This is a genomic window from Bradyrhizobium sp. 26S5, assembly GCF_036923295.1.
GTDB lineage: Bacteria > Pseudomonadota > Alphaproteobacteria > Rhizobiales > Xanthobacteraceae > Bradyrhizobium > Bradyrhizobium septentrionale.
Genome location: NZ_CP145948.1, coordinates 6,627,756 through 6,653,392 on the forward strand (window position 1 = coordinate 6,627,756; position 25,637 = coordinate 6,653,392).

Annotated in this window: 23 protein-coding genes and 1 pseudogene; 8 read left to right on the forward strand and 16 right to left on the reverse strand. The window is 63.4% G+C overall.

The annotated features are described in order from the left end of the window. The first annotated feature begins 30 nt into the window (after positions 1-30). Positions 31-3,003 (forward strand): FAD-binding and (Fe-S)-binding domain-containing protein, encoded by a 2,973-nt coding sequence (locus V5279_RS31245; protein WP_338690992.1) that lies wholly within the window; start codon positions 31-33, stop codon positions 3,001-3,003. Further along, positions 2,996-3,424 carry a heme-binding protein gene (locus V5279_RS31250; RefSeq protein WP_338690993.1) on the forward strand — a complete coding sequence of 143 codons (429 nt, stop codon included), beginning with the start codon at positions 2,996-2,998 and terminating at the stop codon, positions 3,422-3,424. The genes V5279_RS31245 and V5279_RS31250 overlap by 8 nt, the downstream gene beginning before the upstream one ends. Positions 3,425-3,477: 53 nt before the next feature. Here V5279_RS31250 and V5279_RS31255 read toward each other — a convergent pair whose 3' ends face one another. The 3 genes from V5279_RS31255 to V5279_RS31265 all read right to left on the reverse strand — a co-directional run bounded on the left by V5279_RS31255 (position 3,478) and on the right by V5279_RS31265 (position 7,545). Beyond that, positions 3,478-4,257 (reverse strand): enoyl-CoA hydratase/isomerase family protein, encoded by a 780-nt coding sequence (locus V5279_RS31255; protein ID WP_338690994.1) that lies wholly within the window; start codon positions 4,255-4,257, stop codon positions 3,478-3,480. Between the two features lie 79 nt (positions 4,258-4,336). After that, entirely contained in the window at positions 4,337-6,436 is a 2,100-nt protein-coding gene (locus tag V5279_RS31260) for a molybdopterin oxidoreductase family protein (protein ID WP_338690995.1), read from the reverse strand. Between the two features lie 125 nt (positions 6,437-6,561). Beyond that, a complete protein-coding gene (locus V5279_RS31265; RefSeq protein WP_224741764.1) occupies positions 6,562-7,545 on the reverse strand; it encodes an ABC transporter substrate-binding protein in 984 nt (327 codons plus the stop codon). A gap of 236 nt (positions 7,546-7,781) precedes the next feature. Here V5279_RS31265 and V5279_RS31270 point away from each other — a divergent pair, with 236 nt between their 5' ends. Next, positions 7,782-8,756 carry a tripartite tricarboxylate transporter substrate binding protein gene (locus tag V5279_RS31270; protein ID WP_338690996.1) on the forward strand — a complete coding sequence of 325 codons (975 nt, stop codon included), beginning with the start codon at positions 7,782-7,784 and terminating at the stop codon, positions 8,754-8,756. A gap of 38 nt (positions 8,757-8,794) precedes the next feature. Then, complete coding sequence (locus V5279_RS31275) at positions 8,795-9,493, forward strand: molybdate ABC transporter substrate-binding protein (protein WP_166308472.1); 699 nt, start codon at positions 8,795-8,797, stop codon at positions 9,491-9,493. A gap of 98 nt (positions 9,494-9,591) precedes the next feature. Here V5279_RS31275 and V5279_RS31280 read toward each other — a convergent pair. Continuing rightward, a pseudogene (locus tag V5279_RS31280) lies at positions 9,592-10,400 on the reverse strand (SDR family NAD(P)-dependent oxidoreductase). A gap of 154 nt (positions 10,401-10,554) precedes the next feature. Between V5279_RS31280 and V5279_RS31290 the strand changes: the two are divergent. From V5279_RS31290 to V5279_RS31300, 3 genes are all read left to right on the forward strand, one after another. Then, positions 10,555-11,250, forward strand: a complete 696-nt coding sequence (locus V5279_RS31290; protein ID WP_338690999.1) for a cyclase family protein — start codon at positions 10,555-10,557, stop codon at positions 11,248-11,250. A gap of 19 nt (positions 11,251-11,269) precedes the next feature. Further along, on the forward strand, positions 11,270-12,265 hold the full coding sequence (locus V5279_RS31295) for a tripartite tricarboxylate transporter substrate binding protein (protein WP_338691000.1): 996 nt from the start codon (positions 11,270-11,272) through the stop codon (positions 12,263-12,265). A 104-nt stretch (positions 12,266-12,369) separates the two neighbouring features. Further along, positions 12,370-13,464 carry an amidohydrolase family protein gene (locus V5279_RS31300; protein ID WP_338691001.1) on the forward strand — a complete coding sequence of 365 codons (1,095 nt, stop codon included), beginning with the start codon at positions 12,370-12,372 and terminating at the stop codon, positions 13,462-13,464. Between the two features lie 98 nt (positions 13,465-13,562). On the opposite strand, the gene V5279_RS31305 is transcribed toward V5279_RS31300, so the two are convergent. The 7 genes from V5279_RS31305 to V5279_RS31335 all read right to left on the reverse strand — a co-directional run bounded on the left by V5279_RS31305 (position 13,563) and on the right by V5279_RS31335 (position 19,542). Continuing rightward, positions 13,563-13,832, reverse strand: a complete 270-nt coding sequence (locus V5279_RS31305; protein ID WP_338691002.1) for a hypothetical protein — start codon at positions 13,830-13,832, stop codon at positions 13,563-13,565. A gap of 130 nt (positions 13,833-13,962) precedes the next feature. After that, entirely contained in the window at positions 13,963-14,706 is a 744-nt protein-coding gene (locus V5279_RS31310; RefSeq protein ID WP_166308469.1) for a Crp/Fnr family transcriptional regulator, read from the reverse strand. Between the two features lie 274 nt (positions 14,707-14,980). Continuing rightward, complete coding sequence (locus V5279_RS31315; RefSeq protein WP_166305578.1) at positions 14,981-15,820, reverse strand: phosphodiesterase; 840 nt, start codon at positions 15,818-15,820, stop codon at positions 14,981-14,983. Between the two features lie 9 nt (positions 15,821-15,829). Beyond that, complete coding sequence (locus V5279_RS31320) at positions 15,830-16,894, reverse strand: ABC transporter ATP-binding protein (protein WP_166305575.1); 1,065 nt, start codon at positions 16,892-16,894, stop codon at positions 15,830-15,832. Further along, positions 16,891-17,676 (reverse strand): ABC transporter permease, encoded by a 786-nt coding sequence (locus V5279_RS31325; protein ID WP_166305572.1) that lies wholly within the window; start codon positions 17,674-17,676, stop codon positions 16,891-16,893. Before V5279_RS31325 ends, V5279_RS31320 begins: the two co-directional genes overlap by 4 nt. Before the next feature lie 4 nt (positions 17,677-17,680). Further along, complete coding sequence (locus tag V5279_RS31330) at positions 17,681-18,496, reverse strand: ABC transporter permease (protein WP_338691004.1); 816 nt, start codon at positions 18,494-18,496, stop codon at positions 17,681-17,683. Between the two features lie 38 nt (positions 18,497-18,534). Further along, a complete protein-coding gene (locus V5279_RS31335) occupies positions 18,535-19,542 on the reverse strand; it encodes an ABC transporter substrate-binding protein (protein WP_338691005.1) in 1,008 nt (335 codons plus the stop codon). 192 nt (positions 19,543-19,734) lie between these two features. Between V5279_RS31335 and V5279_RS31340 the strand changes: the two genes are divergently transcribed. Then, on the forward strand, positions 19,735-20,886 hold the full coding sequence (locus tag V5279_RS31340; protein WP_338691006.1) for a zinc-dependent alcohol dehydrogenase: 1,152 nt from the start codon (positions 19,735-19,737) through the stop codon (positions 20,884-20,886). Positions 20,887-20,931: 45 nt separating this feature from the next. On the opposite strand, the gene V5279_RS31345 is transcribed toward V5279_RS31340, so the two are convergent. Genes V5279_RS31345 through V5279_RS31365 form a run of 5 tightly spaced genes read right to left on the reverse strand, consistent with a single transcriptional unit; the run spans position 20,932 to position 25,594 of the window. Beyond that, positions 20,932-21,636, reverse strand: a complete 705-nt coding sequence (locus tag V5279_RS31345) for an ABC transporter ATP-binding protein (RefSeq protein WP_338701458.1) — start codon at positions 21,634-21,636, stop codon at positions 20,932-20,934. Between the two features lie 4 nt (positions 21,637-21,640). Continuing rightward, positions 21,641-22,411 (reverse strand): ABC transporter ATP-binding protein, encoded by a 771-nt coding sequence (locus tag V5279_RS31350; RefSeq protein WP_338691007.1) that lies wholly within the window; start codon positions 22,409-22,411, stop codon positions 21,641-21,643. Further along, positions 22,408-23,394, reverse strand: coding sequence for a branched-chain amino acid ABC transporter permease (locus V5279_RS31355; RefSeq protein ID WP_338691008.1), 987 nt, complete (start codon positions 23,392-23,394; stop codon positions 22,408-22,410). The genes V5279_RS31350 and V5279_RS31355 overlap by 4 nt, the downstream gene beginning before the upstream one ends. 7 nt (positions 23,395-23,401) lie before the next feature. Further along, on the reverse strand, positions 23,402-24,286 hold the full coding sequence (locus V5279_RS31360; RefSeq protein WP_338691009.1) for a branched-chain amino acid ABC transporter permease: 885 nt from the start codon (positions 24,284-24,286) through the stop codon (positions 23,402-23,404). Positions 24,287-24,340: 54 nt separating this feature from the next. Beyond that, entirely contained in the window at positions 24,341-25,594 is a 1,254-nt protein-coding gene (locus V5279_RS31365; protein ID WP_338691010.1) for an ABC transporter substrate-binding protein, read from the reverse strand. Positions 25,595-25,637 lie beyond the last annotated feature (43 nt).

The window sequence follows — 25,637 nt, forward strand, 5'->3', positions numbered from 1 at the left end:
GGCTGCGTCGTGGATCACATCGGATCTGGGATGAAGAACGCCTCATCGCTCGAACAGCGCCTGCGGTCCGAAATGACCGGCGACGTCTTTTTCGATGCCTTCAACCGCGGCCGCTACGCGACCGACGCCTCGTTCTACCAGATCATGCCGGCCGGCGTGGTGGTGCCCCGAACCATCGACGAGGCGCTGCGGGCGCTCGCGATCGCCCGCGACGACGGGCGGATCGTCACCCCGCGCGGCGGCGGCACCTCGCAATGCGGCCAGACCGTCAATGACGGCATCGTGGTCGACCTGTCCAAGCACCTGAACCGGATCCTCTCGCTCGACGTCGACAACCGCACTTGTGTCGTTGAGCCCGGCATCGTGCTCGACGACCTCAACCGCCAGCTGAAGAAGCACGGGCTGTGGTTTCCGGTCGACGTCTCGACCGCGTCGCGCGCCACGATCGGCGGCATGGCCGGCAACAATTCCTGCGGCGGCCGCTCGCTGCGCTATGGCACGATGCGCGACAACACGCTGTCGATGGATGCCGCGCTTGCCGACGGCACGCTGCTGCATTTCGGCGAGGTGCCGCGCGATCTGACGCGGATCAATTCTCGCGACAGCGGATCGCGCCTGTTCCGCGACATGCTCGATCTCGGCGAGCGCGAGGCGGCCGAGATCGCGGACAAATTCCCAAAAGTGCAGCGCCGCGTCGGCGGCTATAACCTCGACGCGCTGATGCCGCGCAATGCGCCGAACAACATGGCGCATCTTTTGGTCGGATCGGAGGGAACGCTCGCCTTCACGACCCAGGTCGAGTTGAAGCTGTGGCCGGTGATCCGCAACAAGGCGCTCGGCGTCTGCCATTTCGGCAGCTTCTACGAGGCGATGGACGCAGCCCAGCATTTGGTCAAGCTGCGCCCGATCGCCGTCGAGCTGGTCGATCGCACCATGATCGCGCTCGGCCGCGAGATCGCGATGTTCCAGCCGATCATCTCCCAGGCCGTGCGCGGCGATCCGGACGCCATCCTGGTGGTGGAGTTCGCCGAGGAAGATCAGGCCGACAATCTCGCCCGCCTCAAGCAGCTCGGCGAGCTGATGGCCGATCTCGGCTTCGGCTGGGACAGGCCGCAGCGCAAATGGGGCGGCGTGGTCGAGATCGTGGAGCCCGCGCTGCAATCCGGGATCGCCGATTTCCGCGCCGCCGGCCTCAACGTCATGATGTCGATGAAGCAGGAGGGCAAGCCGGTCTCCTTCGTCGAGGATTGCGCGGTGCCGCTGCCGCACCTCGCCGACTACACCGAGCGGCTCAACGCCGTCTTCGCCAAGCACGGCACCCGCGGCACGATGTATGCGCATGCCTCCGAAGGCTGCCTGCATGTGCGCCCGGTGCTCAATCTCAAGCTCGAGAAGGACGTCAAGGCAATGCGCGCCATTGCCGAGGAAGCCTTCGAGCTGGTGCGCGAATACAAGGGCTCGCATTCCGGCGAGCATGGCGACGGCCTGGTGCGCTCGGAATTCCACGAGACGATGTTCGGCGCGCGCATCGTTGCCGATTTCTGCGAGGTCAAGCAGCGCTTCGATCCGGACAACACGCTCAACCCGGGCAAGATCGTCGATCCTCCGAAGATGGACGACCGCTCGCTGTTCCGCTTCTCGCCGGATTATCGCGTCGGCGAATTGAAGACGGTGCTGGACTGGTCGGCCTATCCCGGCGCCGGCGGCGGTTTCCAGGGCGCCGTTGAGATGTGCAACAACAACGGCGCCTGCCGCAAGCTCGAAGGCGGCGTGATGTGCCCGTCCTATCGCGCGACCCGCAACGAGAAAGATGTCACCCGCGGCCGCGCCAACACGCTGCGGCTGGCGATCTCGGGCCAATTGGGTCCGGACGCGCTCGCCTCCGACGAGATGATGGACACGCTGAAACTCTGCGTGTCCTGCAAGGCGTGCCGTCACGAATGCCCGACCGGCGTCGACATGGCCAAGATGAAGATCGAGGTGCTGGCCGCGCGCGCCGCAACGCACGGCCTGTCGCTGCGCGACCGGCTGGTGGGCTATCTGCCGCGCTATGTCGATCTCGCCTCGCGCCTTGCGCCGCTCGCGAACTGGCGCAACCGCAGCCCGCTGCTGCGCGCGCTGTTCGAGAGACTCGCCGGCATCAGCGCCAGGCGCGCGCTGCCGGCGTTTCGCCGCGACACGTTCCGGCCTGACGCCGAGGTGCTGGGTCCGCCTGATGGCCGCGAAGTGGTGCTGTTCGCCGATACGTTCAACCGCGGCTACGAGCGGGAAAATCTCGACGCGGCGATCGAGGTCCTGCTTGCCGGCGGCTATCGCGTCCACCTCCCCAAGCCTTTGGATGGCGGCCGGCCGCCGTGCTGCGGGCGGACATTCCTGTCAGCCGGACTGGTCGAGCAGGCCCGGGCCGAGCTCGACCGGCTGGTTGCGACCTACGCGCCGTTCGCCGCCCGCGGCGTGCCGATCATCGGTCTCGAGCCGAGCTGCCTGCTGACCCTGCGCGACGAGCTGCTATCGCTGCGTTCGGATGCGCTTGCGAAGACCGTGAGCGCGCACGCTTTGCTGTTCGAAGAGTTTTTGGTACGCGAGGCAGAGGCCGGGCGTCTCGCCTTGCCGCTTGGCGCGGTCGCCGGCAAGGCCGTCGTGCACGGTCATTGCCACCAAAAGTCCTTTGGCGCGTTCAAGCCGGTGGAGAAAGTGCTCCGCCTGGTGCCGGGCCTCGAGGTCAAGACCATCGAGTCGAGCTGCTGCGGCATGGCCGGCGCGTTCGGCTATGGAGCGGATACCTATCAGGCCTCGATCGAGATGGCCGAGCTGTCGCTGCTGCCGGCGATCAGGAGCGCCGATCCGGACACGCTGATCGTGGCCGACGGCACCTCATGCCGGCACCAGATCATGGACGGCAGCGGCCGCACGCCGCTTCACGTTGCCAACGTATTGGCGATGAGCCTGAAGTGTGCGAAATCCAGTTCAGATCAATCGATAAAGGAAGAGGCCCATGGCTGATCTCACTCTCGACACTGCCCGCAAGATTCTGGATGCCGCGCTGGCCAAGGGGGTCGAGAAGAAATTCAAGCCGCTCGTCGTCACCATCCTCGACGCCCGCGGCGCCGTGAAGGTGACGGCCGCACAGGACGGCACCAGCCTGATGCGGGCCGAGATCGCCCATGGCAAGGCCTATGGCGCGCTGGCATTGGGAATGGGATCGCGCGCCCTGTTTCAGCGCGCGCAGGAGCAGGCCTATTTCGTCGACGCCGTGAACACGCTGGCGCAGGGCCGGCTGGTGCCGGTCCCCGGCGGCGTCTTGATCATGGACGGCTCTACCCTGCTCGGCGCCGTCGGCGTCAGCGGCGACACGTCAGACAATGACGAGATCTGCGCCGTGGCCGGCATCGAAGCCGCCGGCCTGAAGGCCAACGCGGGCTAGCTATGCGCACCGCCGCGCGACCCAGTCGCGCGGTGCGTGGTCGTCGCGCCGCTCTAGCGCCCGGTCCATGTCGGCTTGCGCTTCTCGCCGAAGGCCTTGAGGCCTTCCTTGGCGTCCTCGGTCATCGCGAGCAGCGCAATCTGGCTTTCGGTGTAGGCGATGCTTTCGTCGAACGACATCGAAGCGATCGCCCGCATGGCGTATTTGCCGCGCCGGATCGCCGTCGGCGACTTGTCGACGATGCGGCCGATCAGCCAATCGACCTTGGCATCGAGCTCGGCCGCGGGCACGACATAGTTGAGAAGGCCGGCCGCCTGCGCAGTCCTGGCGTCGAACGGCTCGCCGGTCAGCGCCCATTCGTTGACGAGGCGCGGCGGCGCGATCGATTGCAGCAGGCTCAGCACCTGCATCGGAAACACCCCGACCTTCACCTCGGGCAGGCCGAAGATCACGCCATCGGCGGCGACCGCCATGTCGGTCATGCACAACAGCCCCATGCCGCCGGCCATGCAGACACCGCCGACCCGCGCGATCGCAGGCTTGGTCGAATTCTGCGACAGCCGCAACAGGTCGGCGTAGTCGACATTGGGACGCGAATAATCCATCGAGAACGCCGCGCCACTGTTCTGCAAATCGGCGCCGGCGCAGAACGCCTTGTCGCCCGCGCCCGTCAGCACGATGACGCGCACGTCCTTGTCGTCATGGGCATCGCGGTAGCCCTTGGCGATGCCGGCGATCACACCGGCGTTGAGCGCGTTTCGCTTGTCCGGGCGGTTGATGGTGATCCAGAACGCCTGCCCGCGCTTCTCAAGAAGAACGCTGTTGTCGGTCATGTTTCCTGCCTGTTTTCTTGCCTGTGTGCCGTTGTCAGCGCACATTTGCGGCAGGATCGGCGCCGACTGCAAGCAGGATTTAGGCGGCGGCCGACGCCTTCCGGATCCAGACCTTGTTGTCGTGGAACGCGGCGCCGCCAAGCGGCGCGACGGCCTCCGCTCCGGTCAGCATGTTGATGCCGCGGCCGCCGATGTGAGACTTGTTCGGGTGGATCGATTCGGCGATCAGCACGCCGCGGCGAACGCCATCGAACAATTTCGCGGTCAGCGTGGTCTCGCCGCGCATGTTGCCGAGCGTCACGGCCTCCCCGTCGGCGATCGACAGCGCGGCCGCATCGTCGGGGTGAATCATCACGGTCGGCGCGCCCTCGCGGGCCTGCGACGACGGCGTTTCGTTGAAGCTGGTGTTGAGGAAGCTGCGCGAGGGTGATGTCGCCAGACGGAACGGGTGCTGCGCGTCGGCCTCCTCGATGATCCTCCAGTGGTCGGGCAGCGAGGGCATCTTGTCCCATGCTCCCATCAACCCGCCTGTGCCGACCGGGACCTTGCCCCAATCGACCTTGAAGTGGAACTTCTTGTCGGCGTGGGCAAATCCATCGAGATAATGCGACGTGCGGAAATCGGGTTGCAGATCGCGCCACAAATCGGCTTCCAGCGTCGCGATATCGCCGTGGCCGCTCTTCTTCAAAGTTGCGTCTATCAGCTGGCGCGGCGTCATGTCGAAGCCGGGATGCACGGCATTGAGGCGGCGGCCGAGCCCCTGCATCACCTCGTGATTCGAGCGGCACTCGCCAGGCGGATCGATCAGCTTCGGGCCGACCGAAATGTGCTGATGGCCGCCACCGTAATAGAGGTCGTCGTGTTCCATGAACATCGTCGCCGGCAGCACGATATCGGCCATCTGGGCGGTCTCGGTCATGAACTGCTCGTGCACCGCGACGAACAGATCCTCGCGGGCAAAGCCCTGGCGCACCAGCGCCTGCTCGGGCGCCACAGTCATCGGATTGGTGTTCTGGATCAGCATCGCCTTGACCGGCCCACCGCCGCGCAGTGCTTCGGCATCGCCGGTGAGGATGCGGCCGATCTTCGATTGATCGAGCACCCGCGTCGAGGGATCGATCGCGTCGTGGCCTTCGATGATCGACTCGTCGAAGCGCCAGATGCCGGCATTGTTGAAGAAGGCGCCGCCGCCCTCATACTGCCAGGCGCCGGTGACCGCGGGAATGCACGTCGCGGCGTGCATCTGCGCGGCGCCGTTGCGGCTGCGGGTGAAACCGTAGCCAAGACGGAAGAAGGAGCGCTTGGTCTGGCCGACCAGCCGCGCGAATGACTCGATCTCCTCGACCGGCACGCCCGAGATTTCCGACGCCCATTCCGGCGTGCGGGTCTTCAGATGCGCTTCCAGCTCGTCGGGGCAATCGGTATAGCGCGCGAGATAGTCGCGATCGGCAAATCCCTCGCGGAACAGCACGTGCATCACGGCGCAGGCGAAGGCGCCATCGGTTCCCGGCCGCAGCAGGATCTTGACGTCGGCCTGCTTCATGGTCTCGTTGTTGTAAACGTCGACCGCCGCAATCTTCGCGCCACGCTCCTTCCGCGCCCGCGATGCATGCGTCATCACGTTGACCTGGGTGTTGACCGGATTGGTGCCCCAGATCACGACGAGGTCGGAGACGCCCATCTCGCGGGGGTCGACGCCGGCGATCTTGCCGGTCCCGGCCGCAAAGCCGATGCGCGCGATGGTTGCGCAGATCGTGCCGTAGAAGCGCGAATACTTCTTCACATGCGACAGACGGTTGAGGCCGTCGCGCATCACGAGCCCCATTGTGCCCGCGTAATAGTAGGGCCAGACCGACTGGGCGCCGAACTCCCGCTCGGCGGCATCGAAACGCGCGGCGATCTCGTCCAGCGCCTCGTCCCAGGAGATCCGCTCGAATTGGCCAGAGCCTTTCGGACCGGTCCGGCGCAGCGGATACATCAACCGTTCGGCATGATGAATCCGCTCGGCATAACGCGCGACCTTGGCGCAGACCACGCCGGCCGTATAGGTCTGCTGCTTGGAGCCGCGTACCCTGCCGATCGAACGTCTGTCGATCACCTCGACGTCGAGCGCACATGCCGAGGGGCAGTCGTGCGGACAGGTGGAATGGCGGATGTCGACCTTGGCATGCTGGTTCATGGCCAAATTGGTAACATCAAATGCCCCCTCCGCCGAGGGGCATTATTGACCCAGTCTCGGCGAAAACCGCGCATATGCCATGCGGCAGGCGCCCAAATGCTCGGCTATCGAGCCCACGCCGTCCGTCAAACGCGGAAGATGCGGGTGTAGCGCGATTTGATCGATTCCCCTTCCCGCTCCACCGCCGCGGGATCGTCCTTCATCGTCTTGATGTCCTTCAGCGGCTTGCGGCCCGCCTTCTCCTGGGCCTGCGCGTGGACCGAGCGCAAGCCGCCGATCTCGATGTTGAGTTGCTGCCCCTCGCGCCCGAGCGCGAACGATTGAAACAGCCTCGCGGCGTTCGGATGCGGGCAATCCTTGAAGATCCCGTTCGGGCCGACAATGAGCGGCGACCCTTCGGTGGCGTAGACCGGCTCGACCGGGCGGCTGGCCTCCTTCATCTGAAAGATGTTGTACTCGTTGCCGTCAGCCATCACGGCGCGCTCGCCGAGATCGAGCTTCTTCGGCGGATCCGTCGAGGACTGCACCTGCATGATATTCTGCTTTGCGAGCTGCTCGAAAAAGCTCCAGCCGAGGTCGCGCTGCATCTGATAGGTTGCAGTCATGATGGTGCCGCTATAGCCGGGATGCGCCTTGACGATCTTGCCCTTCCATTTCGGGTCGAGCAGATCGGCAAAGCTCTTCGGCGCCTCCTCGGCCTTCACCAGATTGGTGTTGTAGGCAATGATCGACAGCCAGACCCGGAAGCTTGCGAACTGGCCGTCGGGATCGCGATGCTCGTCCGGATAGTATCTTGCGACCTCCTCCGGAACATAGGGCGCCAGAATGCCGTCGCGCTTCCACACGATGAAATGTGCGGCGTCGGAGGAGTTGACGACGTCGACCGCATGAATGTTGCTGGAATATTCCTGGCCGACCCGCTGGAACACGCGCTCCGCGCCGGTGCGTTCGACACGCACGGTGATCCCCGGATATTTCGCTTCGAACGCTCTTGCCAGCTTCTCGGCGACCGGCAGATCGGTCGAGGTGTAGTAGACGACCTGGCCCTCTTTCCTCGCCGCCTCGATCAGCGTCGGCGTGACCGGTTCGGCGGGTGGCGCAGCGGCCATCACACGCGTTGAAAAAGCGGCCCCTGCCAGCACAGCGCCCGAGCCCTTGAGCATAGCGCGGCGCGATAGCCCAGGATGTTTCCTCATGTGATTCCCCGCACGCGATGGCGAAGTTGAATACACCGTCCTCCCGCTGATATTCCGATGCGCAAGGACGGAGTCTGTCGTCGAAAGAGGCTTCAGGTTGCCGCTAGACTTCTAACCAAGAAACAAGACTAAAGTTGGGGAGAGGATCAATGGCGGGCTTACGGTACGCCTTGGTGCTTGTCGCGGCGCTGCTGACCGGGTCGATGGCAGGCTCATGTGCGGATGCCGAGGACTATCCTGCCCGGCCGGTCAGGATCATCGTTCCCTTCGGTCCCGGCGGCCCGGCCGACGTCGTCGCGCGACAGATCGGCAGCATCTTGCAGGAAAGCCTCGGCCAGCCCTTCGTGGTGGAGAACCGCACCGGCGCCGGCGGCGTGATCGGCACGCTCGAGGTCGCCAAGGCGACGGCCGACGGCTACACCCTGCTGATGATGTCGAACACCCAGACCGCGAATGAATCGCTGGTGCCGCAGCGCAAATATGAGCTGATGCGCGACCTCACGCCGATCGCGTCCCTGAACACTTCCGACCTCGTGATCGTGGTCCACCCTTCTGTGCAAGCGAAGACGCTGCAGGACTTCATTGCACTCGCAAAAGCCCAGCCCGGAAAACTGAACTACGCCTCGTCGGGTCAGGGCACGCCCTATCACATGGCCGGCGAGTTGTTCAAAGCCATGGCCGGGATTGACGTCATGCATGTGCCCTACCGCAACAGCGGCGAAGCCCGTAGCGGCGTCATCGGCGGCCAGGTCCAGATGATGATCGACGCCGTGCCGGCGATGGCGGCGAATGTTGCCGAAAACCAGGTGCGCGCGCTCGCAACAACCGGCAAGGTTCGTTCGGCGGTGCTGCCCAACGTTCCGACGGTGATCGAGGCCGGTGTCCCCGGCTATGAGGCAACGATCTGGCTCGGCTTGATGGCGCCGGCGGGTACGCCGAAGCCGATCATCGACAAGCTCAACACGGCCGTGAGCGCCGCGATCAGGCGGCCGGATGTCGAGAAGCTCTGGGCCGCGCAGGGCGCAGTACCGATGCCGATGACGCCGGACGAGTTCGACAGATTCCTGCGCGCCGATATCGTGAAGTGGGCGGACGTCGTCAAAAGGCTGGACAAGACTCAATAGGCACGCAGCGGGCAAGACATGGCAATGGAACAGTGCGAATGAAGACGTTGAACATCCTGAGCGGTGGCGCCGCGCAGGGCCTGGTCCGCAGCCTCGCGCCGGCCTTTGAAGCCGAAACCGGTCTCAGTATTACCGGCGATTTTGGTGCGGTCGGCGCCATGGCCGACAAATTGCGCGCCGGCATTCCGACCGACATCGTCATCCTCACCGCCGCCCTGATCGCGAAGCTTGCCGACGAAGGGCTGGTCCTGCGCAGTTCGATTGCCGACATCGGCCGAGTTGAAACGGCGCTTGCGGTCCGGGCGGGCGATCAGCCGGTGAGCGCAAAGGATGCGGCGAGCCTGCGCGCGGCGCTGCTCGCTGCGGACGCGATCTTCGTGCCCGATACCAAGGCCTCGACGGCCGGAATTCACGTCGCCAAGGTCCTCGCACAGCTCGGCATTGCGAACGATGTTGCCAACCGGCTGAGGATCTTTCCCAACGGCGCGACCGCGATGCGGCATCTGGCTGCCACCAATGACCGGCGGCCGCTCGGTTGCACGCAATCGACCGAGATCATCAGCACCCAGGGTGTTGTGCTGTCGGGCAACTTGCCGCCGGGATGCGACCTTGCGACCATGTATACGGCCGCTGTTCCGACGCAGGCAGCCTCTGCATCGCAGGCGCTACGCCTGATCGCGTTGCTGACGTCGTCGGATGCATCGCAGCTGCGCAGCAAAGCGGGCTTCGTCTCCTAGAGCCTTTCCCGTTCCGATTGAATCGGAACGGGGCTCTAGATTCTCGTTTTGACGCGTTTTCTTCACGCGAACCGGCATCCACTTCGCTCGAAAACGCTCTAGCGCGCCAACTGCGTGAGACCCGTCGGCGGTCCGTCGACCGCGGTCCAGCCACCGTCGACGAACAGCGTGCTGCCGCTGACATAACTCGCCGCATCCGAAGCGAGGTAGGCGACGGCGGTCGCGACCTCATCGGCACTGCTCCAGCGATTGAACACGGTGTGGCCGGCGTAGAGATCGTAGATGTCGGGCCGCTGCTTGAACGGGCCGGTCAGCGCGGTCTCCGCGATGCTCGGCGCGATCGCGTTGACCCGGACGCCGGATCGGCCGACCTCGGACGCGAAGCCCTTGACCAGCAGCCCGATCGCAGCCTTGGTCGATCCATAGACCGCAAGCCCCGGCTCGATGGTCACTGCGCGCACGGAAGAGCAGGCAATCAGGCTGCCACCTTGCTGCTTGACCATGATGCGGCCGAACGCCTGGAAGAACCAGACCGTGCCCTTGATGTTGAGGTTGATGACACGGTCGAGATCCTCCTCGGTGTAGTCGAGGATGGTCTTGCGGATGTTCAGGCCCGGCGTCGTCACCGCGATATCGATCCGACCAAATTCCGCGAGCGCCTTCGCTGCCAACGCCTCGACATCAGCACCATCAGCCCCGCATCGCAACTGACGGTCGTTGCCGATCCGCCCTGTTGCCGGATCGCCGCGGCGGTTGCTTCCGCTCCTTCCTGGGCTCGATCCGCGCAGAGCACGCGCGCGCCGAGCGACGCCAGCGCTTCGGCCGAGGATTTGCCGATCCCTGAGGCAGCCCCCAACACGACGGCCGTCTTGCCGGTGAGATCAAATAGCTTGCGATAGTCGGTCACGTGAACTCTCCCTTCGGCAATGCGTGCCGGAATGCCCGATTTGCTTCAGGTTCTGCACCGAGGGCAAGCGGCATCTTGCACAAGCGCGGCAAACGCGTCAGCATCATGGGTAGAAGCGCGCCTGCGCCAGCTCCGCCAAGAAAGGGCACCCGTCGTGAGGATCGTCGACCTGAGCCGAGAGCTCTATCACCGCACGCCGAGCTATCCCGGCCATCCGCCGATCATCCACGGGATGTGGAAGAACCACGCGGAAGCCCTCGCGGATTCGCGAAATGTCTATGGGTTGGCATCGATGTTCATCTCGATGCCTGACCATGGCGGAACCCATATCGATGCGCCCCGGCATTTCGGCCCGAGCGGCATCCCGATCAACGAATATCCGCTGGAGAAGTGCATCGTGCCGGGCATCTGTCTCGACCTGCGCCATATTGCGCCGCGTGCCGAGATCACCCCGTCCGATCTCGACGCCGCCGTGAAGGCGGCCGGACGGCCGATCCCGAACGGCGGCACCGTCCTGCTCTGCACCGGGCATCATGCGAGGACCTTTCCGCGCAAGGAATATTCGACCGACAATTCCGGCGTGAATGTCGCCGCCACTGAGTGGCTCGCGAAGCAAGGCATCGTTCATTTCGGCATCGATTCGATGCGCCCGGGTCCCGATAGCGACGAGAACCTCCTGGTTCACAAGGCCTGCCTCGACCTCGACATCACCCACATCGAAAGCCTGTGCAATCTCGAGGCCCTGCTTGGCCAGGGGCAGTTCACCTTCATCGGCCTGCCGATGAAATGGCGCGACGGGACGGCATCGCCGATCCGCGCGGTGGCGGTGTTCGGCCTGCAGGAGCCGTGATGCGGGTGAGGCATATCCAATGACGGGCAGCAGGCCAGCCTCGCCCTCGCGTCGCGCCATCTTGAAGGCCGGTGGCGTGCTCGCGGTCGCGGGTCTCGCCGGGGAAGCCAGGGCGGCCGGCTATCCGGAACGCCCGATCAAGGTCATCGTGCCGTTCGCGCCGGGCGGGCCGACCGACATCATGGCCCGCATCCTCGGTACTCACCTCGGCGAAGCGCTCGGCGGCACCATCGTGGTCGAGAACCGGCCGGGCGGTGGAGGCAATATCGGGATCGGCATAGCGGCACATGCCGACGCAGACGGCTACACGCTGCTGATCACGTCGAGTGCCTATGTCGTCAATCCCGGCCTCTGCGCCAAAATCCCGTACGATCCGGCGAAAGACTTTGCACCAATTGCCGAGCTTGGTACCTCGCCCAACGTGATCCTGGTCAATCCGAAGCTCGGGATCAATTCGGTCGCGGACCTGGTCGCGCGTGCCAGGGCCAACCCGGACGAACTGAACTATGCGAGCCCAGGCCTGGGGACGACGCCGCATCTCGCCGGAGAGCTGTTCAAGATCACAGGCCAGATCCAGATGGCGCACGTGCCGTTCTCGGGCGCCGGTCCGGCCATCCAGGCGATCCTGAGCGGAACGACCCAGGTCGCGTTTGCAGCGCTCCCACCTGCCCACCCGCACATCGAGTCGGGCGCGCTAAAGGCGCTGGCCGTCACCGGAACCTATCGATGGTTCGATTTGCCTGATGTGCCGACTATGATCGAGCTCGGCTACAAGGATTTCGTCTCCGACACCTTCCAGGGTTTTCTTGCGCCCGCAAATGCGCCCTCCTCCATCGTCGCGCTGCTGTCGGCGAAGTCGATCGCGATCCTGAAGACACCGAAGATCACCGAACAGCTGCGCAATGACGGTTTCGAAGTGCTGGCAAACGGCCCCGACGGCATGCGCAAGCGAATTGCGGACGAAGTGCCGAAATGGCGCGACATCATCGCAAAGGCCGGGATCAAGCCGGTCTGAGCAGATCAACATTGCGCGACACGCACAGCGTGTGGCCTTGCGACCGCCAAAGCGCATCCCTACGCTGCCCCCCATAACAAAACAACACTTGGGAGGCGATCGTCATGGCTACAAGGCGGGATTTCCTGAAGGTGGGAGCAACGGCGGCGGCCGGCATCGTGTTCTGCGGCTGCGGGCTCGTGCACAACGCGAACGCGCAGCAATCGCGCCAGAAATTGCCGGTCTCCGTCAATGGCAAACGCGTCAAGACGATCGACATTCATTCGCATTGCCACTTCCGCGAGGCGGGAGCCCTGCTCGGTGCCGACGCCGGAAGACTGCAACTGCCGCCGGTCAACGGCGCCGTTGAGGCCTTCGTCGAGATCGACAAGCGCCTGGCTGCGATGGACGCGCAGGCAGTCGATATGGAGGTGCTGTCGATCAATCCATACTGGTACGACCGCGATCGCGAGCTTGCCGGGCAGATCGTGAAAATCCAGAATGAAAAGCTCGCCGAACTCTGCGCTTCAAAGCCCGAGCGGTTTGCGGCCTTCGCCTCGCTGACGCTGCAGGCGCCTGATCTCGCCGTGCAGGAGCTGGAGACGGCGGTCAGGAAGCAGGGCCTGAAGGGTGCGGCGATCGGCGGCGTCGTCAACGGCGTCGAATTCTCCGATCCGAAACTTCATCCGGTGTGGGCCAAGGCCGAAGAACTCGGCGTCCCCCTGTTCATCCATCCGCAGGGTGTGCCGGAGCTCAACAAGCGGCTCTCCGGCAATGGCTGGCTCGGCAACACGATCGGCAATCCGCTCGAGACCACGATCGCGCTCTCTCACCTGATCTTCGAGGGTACACTCGATCGCTTCCCGGGATTGAAGGTCATCGCCGCGCATGGCGGCGGCTACCTCCCCTCCTATGCCGATCGCTCGGACCATCCCTGCCTGGTCGGCCCCAAGGGATGCAACCCGGACATCAAGCTCCAGAAAGCGCCGACGGAATATCTCAAGCAGATCTATTTCGACTCCCTGATCTTCACGCCTGAGGCCATCCGGCACCTCGCCGCCCAGGTGGGCTCCGGCCAGATCGTGCTGGGAAGCGACTATCCCTATCCCTGGCAACTGGCACCGGTCGACCACATCTTCGCGTGCACGTCGCTGAGCGACGACGACAAGGCCAATATTCTCGGCCAGACCGCAGCAAAGCTGCTCGGTGTTGCCGCGTGAGGATGGAAGCGGAGCGTTGGACGATCTGAATTGCCGACGTCGCATCTTGGCGCGTGACTTTGGCACGCGACCTTGGCACGCGACGACGGCATCAACGATCAGTAGGCTTTCACTGTCCGTATTTCGTTGCCCGGCGGGGCCGTTGGCGCCGGCTGTGCGATGTTGGGCACCGGATCAGCGTAGATGGCATCAGTTCCAGCGAACTCGGCTTGCGCCGCGTCCGATATCCATTTGACCGCCGCCGGGCGACTGACCAGCATCCCGATCAAGGCAACGATGACGAGCACCGGCAGAGCGATCAGCTTGATGCTGAAGCTCTGGTAGTTGCTCTGCGGGTCCTGCTGTCGCTTGTCGAAAGAGCCCTGCATGGATTCCTCCATAGTGTGCTCCCCGAAGCGTCACTTACCGCAATGCATGGAAGGCCGATGTGATTGGTTTCACAGGGCCTGCCAGATTCACCGTTTCGTGACATGCCTGACTGGTCGGCGGCCGCGGCAACTAGTCGCCGTCATCAGCTCCGGCCTCGACCAACGCTTGAAGCGTCTCGGGCTTCAGCACGACGATCGCGCCATGCTCAAGCCTGACCCAGCCGCGTATCGCCCACGCCCGGAGCTGCTTGTTGATGCTCTCGCGTGTCATGCCGACCATCTCGCTGATCTCCTGCTGGGTGATCGAGATGGTGCGCCCTTGCGGCTCGCGCTTGTGCTTGTCACTCAGGCGCAGCAGCGCGCTGGCCAGGCGACCGGGCAAGTCCTGCAGGATAACCTGCTCGACCTGATCGCTGGTCCGGCGCAATCGTTCGCAAAGCAGTTCGATGAACTTCATCGCGAGCGTCGGCTGGCTGCGCACGAAGGGAATGAACTCGCGCCGGTCGATGACGAACAGCTCGCAATTGCTGTTGGCGGTGGCATCGGCCGTCCGCGACAAGCCGTCGAGCAGCGCGATCTCCCCGAATATCTCTCCTGCCTCGATCAGGTTCAGGATCGCGTTACGACCATCCGGCGATGAGATGCTGATCTTCACGGTGCCCGAAATCACCGCAATCAAACTCGTGCCGGGATCGCCCTTGGAAAAGATCGTCGTCCCGCGCTTCAGCGTGGTGTGCTTGGCGTAGCGGCAGAGCTGATCGAACGCCTCCGGCTCAAGATCTGAGAAATAGGGATGCTTGCGCAGCACCGAAAGCTTGTTGTTCGGAAACGACGGCGCACCGGCAATTCGTTCTATGGGCGACGCACCGGTCATTGTCATCCAGACTGATTGTGTTGCGTTTAATCGGCCGCCAGAGCGGACGCCGACAAAGCCATCGATCAATGAAAGCGGAGGGGACTATAACCCCGCCGGGGACCTACAGCAACAAAGGTCCGTGCAGGGGATTCAAAGTACAATTTGGAATAAATAAACACCTAGTTGCAACGCTCAATTGTACCCGACAGCGGCACCTGATCCGGAAACCCGGTCCGGCAACGCAAATCCCGCGTGGCGAAACGCCTCTGTGCTGGCCGGCGCCCGGCCGGGCTCACAGCAGCTTGCCGTCAGGCCCAAAGAACGGATGCGGCCCGTCGAACTGACCGATTGGGACCTGATGCGTGACCAATTGCCCAAAACCCTGCCCGGGAAACCACGCGTGCAGATGAAACGCAGGCGGTTCCACCTTGAACGACGGTTCTCGGAGCTGTCCGAGATCCAGGTCGACCGCATGGTTTGGCGCAGGACATATTGTCACGGGAATGCCGGCAAGGGTGGTAAGCATGGCCCGGTGAACGTGCCCGCACGCGATCAACTGCGCACGCGGGTGGCGCCTGACGATTGCGGCCAGTTCCTCGGCATTGAACAGGTCCTGGCGGTCCATGTGCCAGATCCCACCCTTGAACGGCGGGTGATGCAGGAAAAGCAGCGCCGGCCGATCGGTCGCCGTCGCCAGCGTCGCATCCAGCCATTGCAACGTCGACGCTTCAAGCAGGCCATGCGGCTTCCCGGCAACGCTTGAATCAAGCAGCAGGAGATCGAGGCCGTTCACCTCGATCTTCTGGTCGAGCGGTCCCGTTGCGTGAGCATAAGGCGCGGCGGGAAATGCTGCGCGCATCCACTCCCGCGAGTCGTGATTGCCGGGAATGCCGGCTAACGGCAGGCGCAGCGGCGCGAGCAATCGCTTGAGATAGTCGTATTCTTCGACGGACGGCGTATCCACAAGGTCGCCCGAGATGACGACGAAATCCGGTGCAGGCTCGAATGCACCGAGCGCCGCCACACAGCGTTCAAGCGCCTTGGCGGTATCGACGCGGCCATAGGCCAGCGCGCCGGGCGGCTTGATGTGGAGGTCGGATATCTGGGCGATGAGGACCGGTTTCGACGGCATCGATGGAGCTCAGGGTTCGGAGGGCAGGACACGAAGAGCATCGGGCGCGATCGAAAGTCCGATCCGGTCGCCGACTTTGGCTTGAATCGTGTTCGGCGCATCGACATTGAGCGGCTTGCCCGATGCACCACTCACGACGATCCGCTGCCGGTCGCCGATGAAACTGACGGAATCGACGATACCCGAGAGCACCCCCGCGCCCGCGCCGGTCTCCGTCACGCGGATGGTTTCGGGGCGGATCATGACGGTTGCATTCGCAATCGTCGCTCCACCGTCGATCGGCAATCGCCCGCCGGGCAGCTGCAATACACCGTTCTCGATCGGAGCTTCCACAATGTTCGCTGCGCCGATGAACTCCGCCACAAACCGATCCTTCGGCGCGAAGTAGACCTCGCGCGGCGTTCCGATCTGGGCAATCGCGCCCTTCCGCATCACCACAATGCGATCACCCAGTTCCATGGCTTCGGCCTGGTCATGCGTGACATAGATCGTCGTGATCCCGAGCGCGCGCAACAGCCGGTTGAGTTCGCTGCGCAGCCGGTCTCGCAAGGCGGCGTCAAGGGCGGTCAAAGGCTCATCGAGCAGCAAGATGCCGGGCCGGATCGCAACCGCACGCGCCAATGCGACGCGCTGACGCTGGCCGCCCGAAAGCTGGTCGATGCGGCGGTTCTCCAATCCGGTGATGTTCGTCAGCGTCACCAGCTCGGCGACGCGTGCGACCCGCTCGCTCCTCGCGACACCGCGGATCTTCAGGCCGTAGGCGATATTGTCCGCCACCGTCATGTTGGGGAACAAGGCGTAGGACTGAAACACCATTCCGACATTACGCCGCTCGATCGGGACCGAGGTCATATCCTTGCCGTCGAACAGGACCTTGCCGCCGGCATCGGGCAACTCGAGGCCTGCAATGATGCGCAGCATCGTGGTTTTGCCGCAGCCGGATGGCCCGAGCAGCACCAGCGTCTCGCCGCGCGCAATGTCGAGGGTCGCGGGATCGAGGGCGCGCGTGCCGTCGGCAAACGTCTTGCCGCAGCTTTCAATCTGCACCGCTGCGCCATGGCCGTCCGTACTCATCGCTTGGGATCCCTGTCAGCCAGCAGCTGCATCGCAACGAGGAGCGGAATGATCATCACGAAGAAGATCAGGGTGTAGGCCGAGGCCACTTCGAGCCGCATCGAGGCGTAGCTGTCGGCGAGCCCGATCGGCAACGTCTTCGTCAGCGGCGTATGCAGCATCCAGGTCAGGTTGAATTCGCCGAGCGACAGCGTGACCACCATCAATGCGCCGGCCAGAATTCCCGGCAGGGCATTCGGCACGATGACATCGCGAAATCGCCGCCACGGCGATGCGCCGAGCGAGGCGGCGCCTTCATCGAGCGTCTTGATGTCCACGGTGGCAAACACCGCCATGACCGACCGCACCATGAACGGCATGGTGAAGATCACGTGGCCGACCAGGATGAACAGCCAGGAACGGCGAAAGCCGCCAAAGCTCCCATAGGAGAGCAACAGTGCAAGCGCGATCGCAAGTCCGGGGATCGCCAGTGGCAACGTGATGATCTCCTCGACGATGCGCGCAAGCCGGCCGCCGCGCGCATGCAGCGCATAGGCGGCGGGGACGCCGGCGACCAGCGTGACCGCAAGGGTCGCGAAGGCGATCACGAAGGAGAGCAGGATGGTGCCGGCATAGAGCTCCCAGACCTGCGCCACCCATTGCAAGGTGACACCGGACTGGATACCGCGGAAATAATTGACGGTGACCCCGGCGGAGATCGAAAGCCCCGCCGGCACCACCAGGAATGCCGCGACGAGCAGTGTGAAAATGAACTGGCCGGCGAAGATCAGGCGGTCGCGCATGGGTTCACCCGGCCGCCGCGACCGCGCTGCCGCTGAACGTGCGGGCAAGCGCAAGGATGAGCCAGGTGATCAGGCCAAGTCCGACCGATAATGCTGCCGAGGTCGCGAAATTGGCGGCCAGCGTGAACTCGGTGTAGATCAGCATCGGCAGCACGTCGATATTCGTCGCCAGCGTGAAAGCGGTCCCGAACGCTCCCATTGCGGTGGCAAAGGCGATCGCACCGGAAGCGACGAAAGCCGGCGCGAGCGCCGGCAGCACGACGTCACGCTGCACCGCCCATGGGCTGGCGCCGAGCGACCGCGCGGCTTCCTCCAGGCCGACATCGAGCTTTTGTACGGCCGCCATGATGGTGAGGATCACGCGCGGGATCGAGAAATAGAGATAACCCAGGAAAAGCCCGTAGATCGAATAGGCGAAAACGATCTTCTCGCCGAAGATCCTGTTCGAGAGATCGCCGATCAGCCCCTGTCGTCCGGCCAGCAGAATGATCATGAAGCCGACGACCACGCCGGGAAACGCCAGCGGAAAGGTCAGCATTGCGATCAGCACGGCCCGCCCGGGAAAGCGGTGCCGCTGCAGAAACATTCCGGCAATCGTCGCCACGATCAGCGTCACGATTGTGGTTGCCGCCGCGAGAAGCACGGTGTTGATCAACGTCGCGCGATAGCGGCCTTCCGCAAGGATCGCGAGATATCCGGCGAGCCCGTGCGGCCCTTCGGCGCCCGCGATCACCAGCCGTGCCATCGGCAACAGGAAGAATGCCGTCGTCACCACCGCAAGCGGCAGCAGACAGAGCCAAACAAAGGACTTTTGCGACATCGGAAGATTGGTGCCCTGGCGAAGGGCACCATATTGCCTCAGCGAATCTCGGCGAGATAGCGGTCGACGAAGGCTTTTTGCACGTTCTCCATCTCGCCCCAGTCGACGCTCTTGGCCCGCGCGTAGTCGCTGTCGGGGAGGAATTTGCCCTTCACGGAAGCCGGCAGCTCGATCGGGCGGGCCGGACGCAGATAGGCATTGGTCCAGATCGCCTGGCCCTTGTCGGACAGCAGATAGTCCATCACCTTCTTGGCCTTCTCCTTGTCGGGCGCGTTCTTCACGAGACCGACGACATAGGGAAACACCACCGAGCCCTCGCAGGGAATCACAAACTCGAAGTTGCCCTTTTCCGAGTATTTCGCGCGGTAGGCGTTGAAGTCATAGTCGAACAGAATCGGCATCTCACCGGAGACGACGCGGGCATAGGACGTCTGCTTCGGCACGATCGGATCGTTCTTGCGCAGCTCCTTGAAGAAGCCGATCGCGGGATCGAAATTGGTGGGCGAGCCGCCCAGCGCCAGATTGACGGCCACTGCGCCGACATAGCCGACCGCCGCCGACGACGGATCGAGGTAGCCGACCATCCCCTTGTAGTCGGGCTTTAACAAATCCTTCCAGCAGGCCGGCACCGGCTTGCCGCCAAGTGCGTCCTTGTTGACGAACAGGCCGAGCGTGCCGGAGTGGATCGTGGTCCAATAGCCGTCCGGATCTTTGAGGCCGGCGGGGACCTGGTCCCAATGCGCCGGCTTGTAGGGTTCGAGCGCGTCCTGGGCCTTGGCCTTCATGCCGAAGGTGACGCCGAAATAGCCGATATCGCCGACCGGGTTGGCCTTCTCAGCCAAGATCTGAGCCAGCGCCTGGCCGGAATTCTTGTTGTCGTGCGGGATGTCGTAGTTGAGGTCGGCCTTGATCGCCTTCAGCATCGAGGCCCAATCCGCCCATTCCGGCGGGCAATTGTAGCAGATCACGTCGGCCGCCCTAGCCGATTGCCATGGCGCGATCAGCGTCAGCGCCAGCAACGCGAGGACAAGGCGGACGGTCTTCATGGGAGGCTCCGGTTTGGCGGGATGCGATGAGGATTTCAACATCAACCGGACGATCAAGTATAGTCCGCGTATGAAGGTTTTGCGACGCGCCCGCTGCTGTGCAGCAAATGGCGGAGCCGCGATGCCAACCATCGGCTGCTCGCGGCCGCCGGCCGTTTTGCGCTAGGCTGCCAACCAAAAGAGGAGGCGACCATGTACCAGCCGCCCGGCGTCAAGACATCGCCCGACCTTCCCGTCCCCGACCGCATGAAAGCCTGGGTCCTTGGCGACCCCGATCAGCTCCACCTGAGCGAGAAGCCGACGCCTGCCCCGTCGCGTGCCGAGGTGCTGGTCCGTATCGATGCGGTTGCGATCTGCGCCACGGATCTTGAGATCATCCATGCCGGGTCGCCGGCGAGCATTCAGGGCGGCCTGCCCTTCAACAAGAACTTTACGCCTGGCCACGAATACATGGGCACGGTCGCCGCGCTCGGCCCGGACGTTGACGAATTCAGGATCGGTGAGCGGGTCAGCGTGGAGATTCACGCCGGTTGCGGCCAATGCAAACGCTGCCGCCAGGGCATGTACACGTCCTGTCTCAACTATGGAAGACCCGAGAAGGGTCACCGTGCCAACGGCTTTACGACCGATGGCGGATTCGCCGAATACGCGGTGAACCACATCAACACGCTGGCGCGCGTACCTGATGCGATGAGCGACGCGGAAGCGACGCTTGTCGTGACCGCCGGTACGTCGATGTATGGCTTGACGGAATTGGGGGGATTGGTTGCCGGCGAGAGCGTCGTGGTGATCGGCCCCGGGCCGATCGGACTGCTCGCTGTGGCGGTGGCCAAGGCGCTTGGTGCAAGCCCGGTCATCCTGACGGGAACACGCAACAAGCGGTTGGCGATCGGCGGGGAATTGGGGGCCGATCGGGTCATCAACATCAACGATGAGGACGCCGTTGAGGTTGTGAGGCAACTAACAGGGGGGATCGGCGCTGACTATGTCGTCGAATGTGCCGGCACCGAAGCGACACTCAACCAGGCGATTCACATGACCAACCGTGGCGGCAGGATTTGTCTGGCCGCCTTCCCGCACGAGGCCGCAACGCTGGACATTGCGCATCTCGTGCGAAACAACATCTACGCCTACGGCATCCGCGGCGAGGGCCGCAGCGCCACCCACCGCGCCATGGAACTGATGGCAGCGAAGCGGTTCGACGCGAGAAAGATCCACACGCATACCTTTCCGCTGGCCGACCTGCCGACGGCGCTCAGATATGCGCGGGATCGTGTCGACGATGCGATCAAGGTCGTCGTGACCAATCGCAGAGCCGAAGGGATCGCAAGCGCCGCGGAGTAAGATGGCGTCGGCGCCGGTTGCAACTGCGCCCGCCTGCGAGCCCGCTCACACCGAACAATATCGCTCCTTGATCTCATTGTCGGCCAGCAGTGCCTGCGCAGATGCCTGGTGCACCACGGATCCTTGATCCAGCACATAGGCACGATCCGCGATACCCAGCGCCAGCTCGACGTTCTGCTCGACCAGCAGCACCGTCGTTCCCTGCGCCTTCATGCTGCGGAACAGCTCGAACATCTCGTCGACCAGCACCGGCATGATGCCCTCCGAGGGCTCATCCAGCATGATCAAGTCGGGCTTGGCGATCATCGCCCGCGCGATCGCCAGCATCTGCTGCTCGCCGCCGGACATCGTAACCGCCTCTTGATCCATGCGCTCGGCCAGTCGTGGGAATATCACGGCCATCTCGTCGATCAGCTCGGCCTCCCGCTTCTTCTGCTTCGATGCGACCAGCCCGAGCCGCAAATTCTCCCGCACGGACAGTCCCTGCACAATCCGCCGCTCTTCGGGAACATAGGCAAGCCCCAGCGCGAACCGAACATGCGCCGGCTGGCGCAGCAGCTCTTCACCCTTGAAGGTGACCGAGCCGCGTGTCCGCCCCATCAAGCCCATGATCGATTTCAGCGTCGTCGTCTTGCCGGCCCCATTGCGGCCGATCAGACAGACGATTTCGCCTCTGCTCACCTCGAGACTGATGTCCTGCAACGCGTGGCTTGCGCCATACCAGGCATTGAGCTTGCTGATCTGCAGAATCACCTCAATGCTCCCGCTGGCCGAGATAGACACGCTTCACGGCCTCGTTCTGCCGGACCTCCTGCGGCGTTCCCTCGGCAAGAAGTTCACCATGGTGCAACACGAGGATGCGATCGCTGATCCCGAGCACGAGTTTCATCTTGTGCTCGACGAGGATGACCGTCCGCTCCTTTGCGAGCTTCACGATCAGATCCATCATGGTCCGAGTTTCTTCCGGGCTCATGCCGGCCGTCGGCTCGTCCAGCAGCAGCAAGCGAGGCTGACTGGCAAGCGCCATGCCGATTTCCAGCGCCCGCTGCTCGCCATGAGCCAGCGTTTTGGCGGCGCGTTCGCGGGACTCCCACAACCCAACGAGGGTAAGCAGTTCGTCCGCCCGCTCCACCAGTTCGGTCAGCCGCGCGCGCGGGCGCCAGATGTCGTATCTGGACACCAGGGCCTGCAGACCGACGCGGATGTTCTCACGCGTCGTCAGCTGCGGAAACACGCTGGTGATCTGGAACGACTTTGCTATCCCCATGTGCGCAAAGCGGTGCTGCGGCAGACCGGTGACATCCTTGCCCTCGAACTCGACGCTGCCATTCGACGGCGGAAAGGCACCGCACAGCAAATTGAAATAGGTGCTCTTTCCGGCGCCGTTCGGCCCGATGATGGAGGTGATCGCTCCCCTGGCAAACTCGGCCGAGATGTTGTTGAGCGCAACAAACTTGCCGAACGTCTTGCCAACGCCCCTGGTGCGCAGAATGATTTCTCCCGCCCGGTCTGCCGCCGCGGTCATCGCCTGCCCCGCGCGATCAGCGTGCCCCAGATTCCGGCAGGGAAGAACAACACGCATGCAATGAAGATGGCGCCAACGATCAGTTGCCAGTGCACGGTCCAGACGGAGACGATGTTCTCCAGCACCAGGAAGACCGCGGCGCCGATCATCGGCCCGAAGAATGTCCCCATACCGCCCAGCAGAGCGATCATCACGACGAGGCCCGAGGTCTCGTAGTGCAAAATCTCGATCGGCACGATCGACAGATGCAGGGCCTGCAAGGCACCCGCGAGGCCGCAGAAGCCGCCCGACAAAACAAAGGTCAGCAATCGGGTCAGGGTCACGTCATAGCCTGACGCGCGTGCTCGCATCTCATTCTCGCGCACGGCCTCAATGACGGCCCCAAATGGCGACGCGAGAATGCGCGACATCACGAAGAATGCAGCGATCACGAAGGCCGCAATGACGTAGTACCGGACCATCGGGTTGATGAAATCAATCCGCAGGCCGAACAGATCGATGGTGCGGACGTTGATGCCGCGCAGGCCGTTCTCGCCGCCGGTCAGGTCAACCGCCTGATAGAAAAGGTAGTAGACGCATTGCGACAGCGCCATCGTCACCATGGCGAAGTAGATGCCGCGGGTCCTGATCGCGAGTACGCCGATCAACAGCGCCATCAACAGGCCGCCGGCGACCCCCGCCGCAATGGCCGCATACCATGGCCAGCCAAAGTGCACGATGGCGATGCCACAGACATAGGCACCGGTTCCAAGCAGCGCAGCATGACCGAATGAGAGTAGGCCCAGATAGCCAAACACGAGGTTGAAGCCGAGGGCGTACAGCCCATAGATCAGGATGTTCACGGCCAGGGCCGTGAACGGCATCACCAGCGGAAAAACCAGGATCACCACGGCCACGATGCTGGCGCGATGCTTCGTTGCAAACTCGTACCAGCTGGCCGTGGTGGTATCTGGCTGTTTGATGGATTCGGTGGCGTCGGTCATGCCTGGCTCAGCTCATCAATCCGGCGCGGCCGAAGAAGCCCTGGGGACGAACGATCAGCACGACCGCCATCAGGGCAAAGATCGAAACCTTGGCCATCTCCGGTGCAAACAGCGAGGTCATGCTGACCACCACACCGACCAGCAGGCCTGCCAATATGGCGCCGCCGATCGACCCCATTCCGCCGACGACGGTCACCACGAAGGCTTCGGCGAGAATCGTGCCGCCCATCTCCGGAATGACGCCCTGCAGCGGGGCGGCCAACAGGCCGGCCAAGCCCGCAATCGCGGTACCTATCCCGAACACGATCAGCCAGACCCTGGAAACATCAACCCCAAGGACGCGGACGATCTGTGGATCGCGCGCGCCGGCGCGGATAATGAGCCCGAAGCTGGTCTTCTCCAGAAACAACCAGAGCGCCAGCAGGACGACGGCCGTCGCCGCGATGACAAACAGGCGGTAGAGCGGGAAATAGCCGACACCGATGTTGACCGCCCCCTGCAGGATCTCGGGCGTGTCAAAGGGATAACCGGTCTTCCCAAAGGCAATGCGCACGCATTCAACCATCACGTAACTCAGCCCGAAGGTGAGCAGCAGCGGATAGTCGATGCCGCGGCCGTAGAGCGGCCGGATCAGCACGCGCTCGACCACAAGGCCGAACAGTCCGATCAGGAGCGGCACCGCCACCAGGCAGATCCAGAAATTGCCGCCGATCGAAATCAAATAGAGCCCGACATAGGCACCGACCATGTAGAACGCGCCATGGGCGAAGTTGACGACCGTCAACATCCCGAAGATCAGCGAGAGGCCGATCGCAAACAGCACGTAGATCGCGCCGAGCGCCAGCCCGGCAAACAGTTGCAGCGCAATCAGGTCAAAGCTCAGGCCCGCCATCTCATCACCCCAATGTGGCGCGCACCGTTCCGCGGCGCGCGCCATCGCACGAGCTCAGCTCTTGTGACCGAGCGCTTCGCAGGTACGCAGGTTCTTTTCGTTGGGTTCTTCGGTCGACAGAACCTCGAACACATCGGACTCGTTCTTCATGTCCTTGGACTTCGACTTGATCACGAGCACCGACTGCACCGACTGGTGATCGCATTTGCGATAATATTGCGGTCCCTTGTAGTAGTCGTACTTCAGAGCCTCCAATGCGGTGACGACCTTGTCGGTCTCCACGCTGCCGGCGCCCTTGACCGCCTCGAGCACGGTCCGAACACCGCCATAGCCGAGCGCACCGTAATCGGTGGGCAGCTTGCCGTCATACATCTTGCGGAAAGCATCGTTGAACGCCTTGGTCGAGGCGAACTTGTCATCGATACCCCAGTAGAACGAGCAACCGCCGACGACGCCTTCGAATGCCTGCGGACCCGCCGCGACGCGACTGGCATGCGAGAGCAGCGGCGCGATGATCTGGATCGATTTCTTGATGCCAAAGTCGGTTGCCTGCTTCAGCGCGATTTGCTGGTCCCGCCCGAAATTGCTGATGCACAAAATATCGGGCTTCAGCGACTGGAGACGCGGCAGCAGGGTCGAGAAATCGGTCGTTCCCAGCGGATGGCGGATGTCGCCGAGGTTCTCGATGTTGAACTCCTTGCCGACCTCAAGGAAGCCGCGAACCATCTCGTGACCGTAGGCATAATCCGCCGTGAGAAACGCAACCTTCTTGCCGAATTTGGTGAAGGCGTAGCGGCCGACCGCACCTGATGTCATGTGCGGGTTCAGCGCTTCGTGGAATGTGTATTTGCTGAAGTCTGCCGCCTCGTTGATGGCGTCGGACTGGCTGATCGAATTGAAGATGACGCCGCGCTCCTTGGTGACGTTGTTGATCGCAAGCTGAACCGCCGCCGACAGACTGCCGACGACGAAATTCACCTTCTCCTTCTCGACCAGCTCCAATGTCCGCGTCGCCGCCTCACCGGGATTCAGCTTGTCATCGCGCACGACGAGCTCGGCCTTGCGGCCGTTGAGACCGCCGGCATCATTGAATTGGGCGACAGCCAGCTGACCCGCCCGGACCTGGTCCTGGGCCTCGGCGCCATATGGGCCGGTCAAGGGAACCGGGAAGCCGATCTTGATCGGTGCTTCCTGGGCCTGCAGTAGATTGATGCGAAAGGGCGAGACGGCGAGAGCGGCGCCGGCGCTTGCCGTCGTCAGCAGACGACGCCGCGATATCGATCCAGCTTTGGTGACCTTGTTCGTCATGACCATTCCTCCCCAAGAACTGTCTGTGTTGTGTTTTGCTTAT

Bases quoted from the DNA above. Each gene is read 5' to 3' on its own strand.
- V5279_RS31315 (WP_166305578.1), bottom strand. From the start codon at position 15,820: ATGCCGTCGAAACCGGTCCTCATCGCCCAGATATCCGACCTCCACATC.
- V5279_RS31245 (WP_338690992.1), top strand. From the start codon at position 31: ATGAAGAACGCCTCATCGCTCGAACAGCGCCTGCGGTCCGAAATGACC.
- V5279_RS31330 (WP_338691004.1), bottom strand. From the start codon at position 18,496: ATGTCGCAAAAGTCCTTTGTTTGGCTCTGTCTGCTGCCGCTTGCGGTG.
- V5279_RS31275 (WP_166308472.1), top strand. From the start codon at position 8,795: ATGAAGACGTTGAACATCCTGAGCGGTGGCGCCGCGCAGGGCCTGGTC.
- V5279_RS31350 (WP_338691007.1), bottom strand. From the start codon at position 22,411: ATGACCGCGGCGGCAGACCGGGCGGGAGAAATCATTCTGCGCACCAGG.
- V5279_RS31335 (WP_338691005.1), bottom strand. From the start codon at position 19,542: ATGAAGACCGTCCGCCTTGTCCTCGCGTTGCTGGCGCTGACGCTGATC.
- V5279_RS31305 (WP_338691002.1), bottom strand. From the start codon at position 13,832: ATGCAGGGCTCTTTCGACAAGCGACAGCAGGACCCGCAGAGCAACTAC.
- V5279_RS31255 (WP_338690994.1), bottom strand. From the start codon at position 4,257: ATGACCGACAACAGCGTTCTTCTTGAGAAGCGCGGGCAGGCGTTCTGG.
- V5279_RS31270 (WP_338690996.1), top strand. From the start codon at position 7,782: ATGGCGGGCTTACGGTACGCCTTGGTGCTTGTCGCGGCGCTGCTGACC.
- V5279_RS31250 (WP_338690993.1), top strand. From the start codon at position 2,996: ATGGCTGATCTCACTCTCGACACTGCCCGCAAGATTCTGGATGCCGCG.
- V5279_RS31310 (WP_166308469.1), bottom strand. From the start codon at position 14,706: ATGACCGGTGCGTCGCCCATAGAACGAATTGCCGGTGCGCCGTCGTTT.
- V5279_RS31295 (WP_338691000.1), top strand. From the start codon at position 11,270: ATGACGGGCAGCAGGCCAGCCTCGCCCTCGCGTCGCGCCATCTTGAAG.
- V5279_RS31340 (WP_338691006.1), top strand. From the start codon at position 19,735: ATGTACCAGCCGCCCGGCGTCAAGACATCGCCCGACCTTCCCGTCCCC.
- V5279_RS31320 (WP_166305575.1), bottom strand. From the start codon at position 16,894: ATGAGTACGGACGGCCATGGCGCAGCGGTGCAGATTGAAAGCTGCGGC.
- V5279_RS31265 (WP_224741764.1), bottom strand. From the start codon at position 7,545: ATGGCCGCTGCGCCACCCGCCGAACCGGTCACGCCGACGCTGATCGAG.
- V5279_RS31360 (WP_338691009.1), bottom strand. From the start codon at position 24,286: ATGGCGGGCCTGAGCTTTGACCTGATTGCGCTGCAACTGTTTGCCGGG.
- V5279_RS31300 (WP_338691001.1), top strand. From the start codon at position 12,370: ATGGCTACAAGGCGGGATTTCCTGAAGGTGGGAGCAACGGCGGCGGCC.
- V5279_RS31365 (WP_338691010.1), bottom strand. From the start codon at position 25,594: ATGACGAACAAGGTCACCAAAGCTGGATCGATATCGCGGCGTCGTCTG.
- V5279_RS31355 (WP_338691008.1), bottom strand. From the start codon at position 23,394: ATGACCGACGCCACCGAATCCATCAAACAGCCAGATACCACCACGGCC.
- V5279_RS31325 (WP_166305572.1), bottom strand. From the start codon at position 17,676: ATGCGCGACCGCCTGATCTTCGCCGGCCAGTTCATTTTCACACTGCTC.
- V5279_RS31260 (WP_338690995.1), bottom strand. From the start codon at position 6,436: ATGAACCAGCATGCCAAGGTCGACATCCGCCATTCCACCTGTCCGCAC.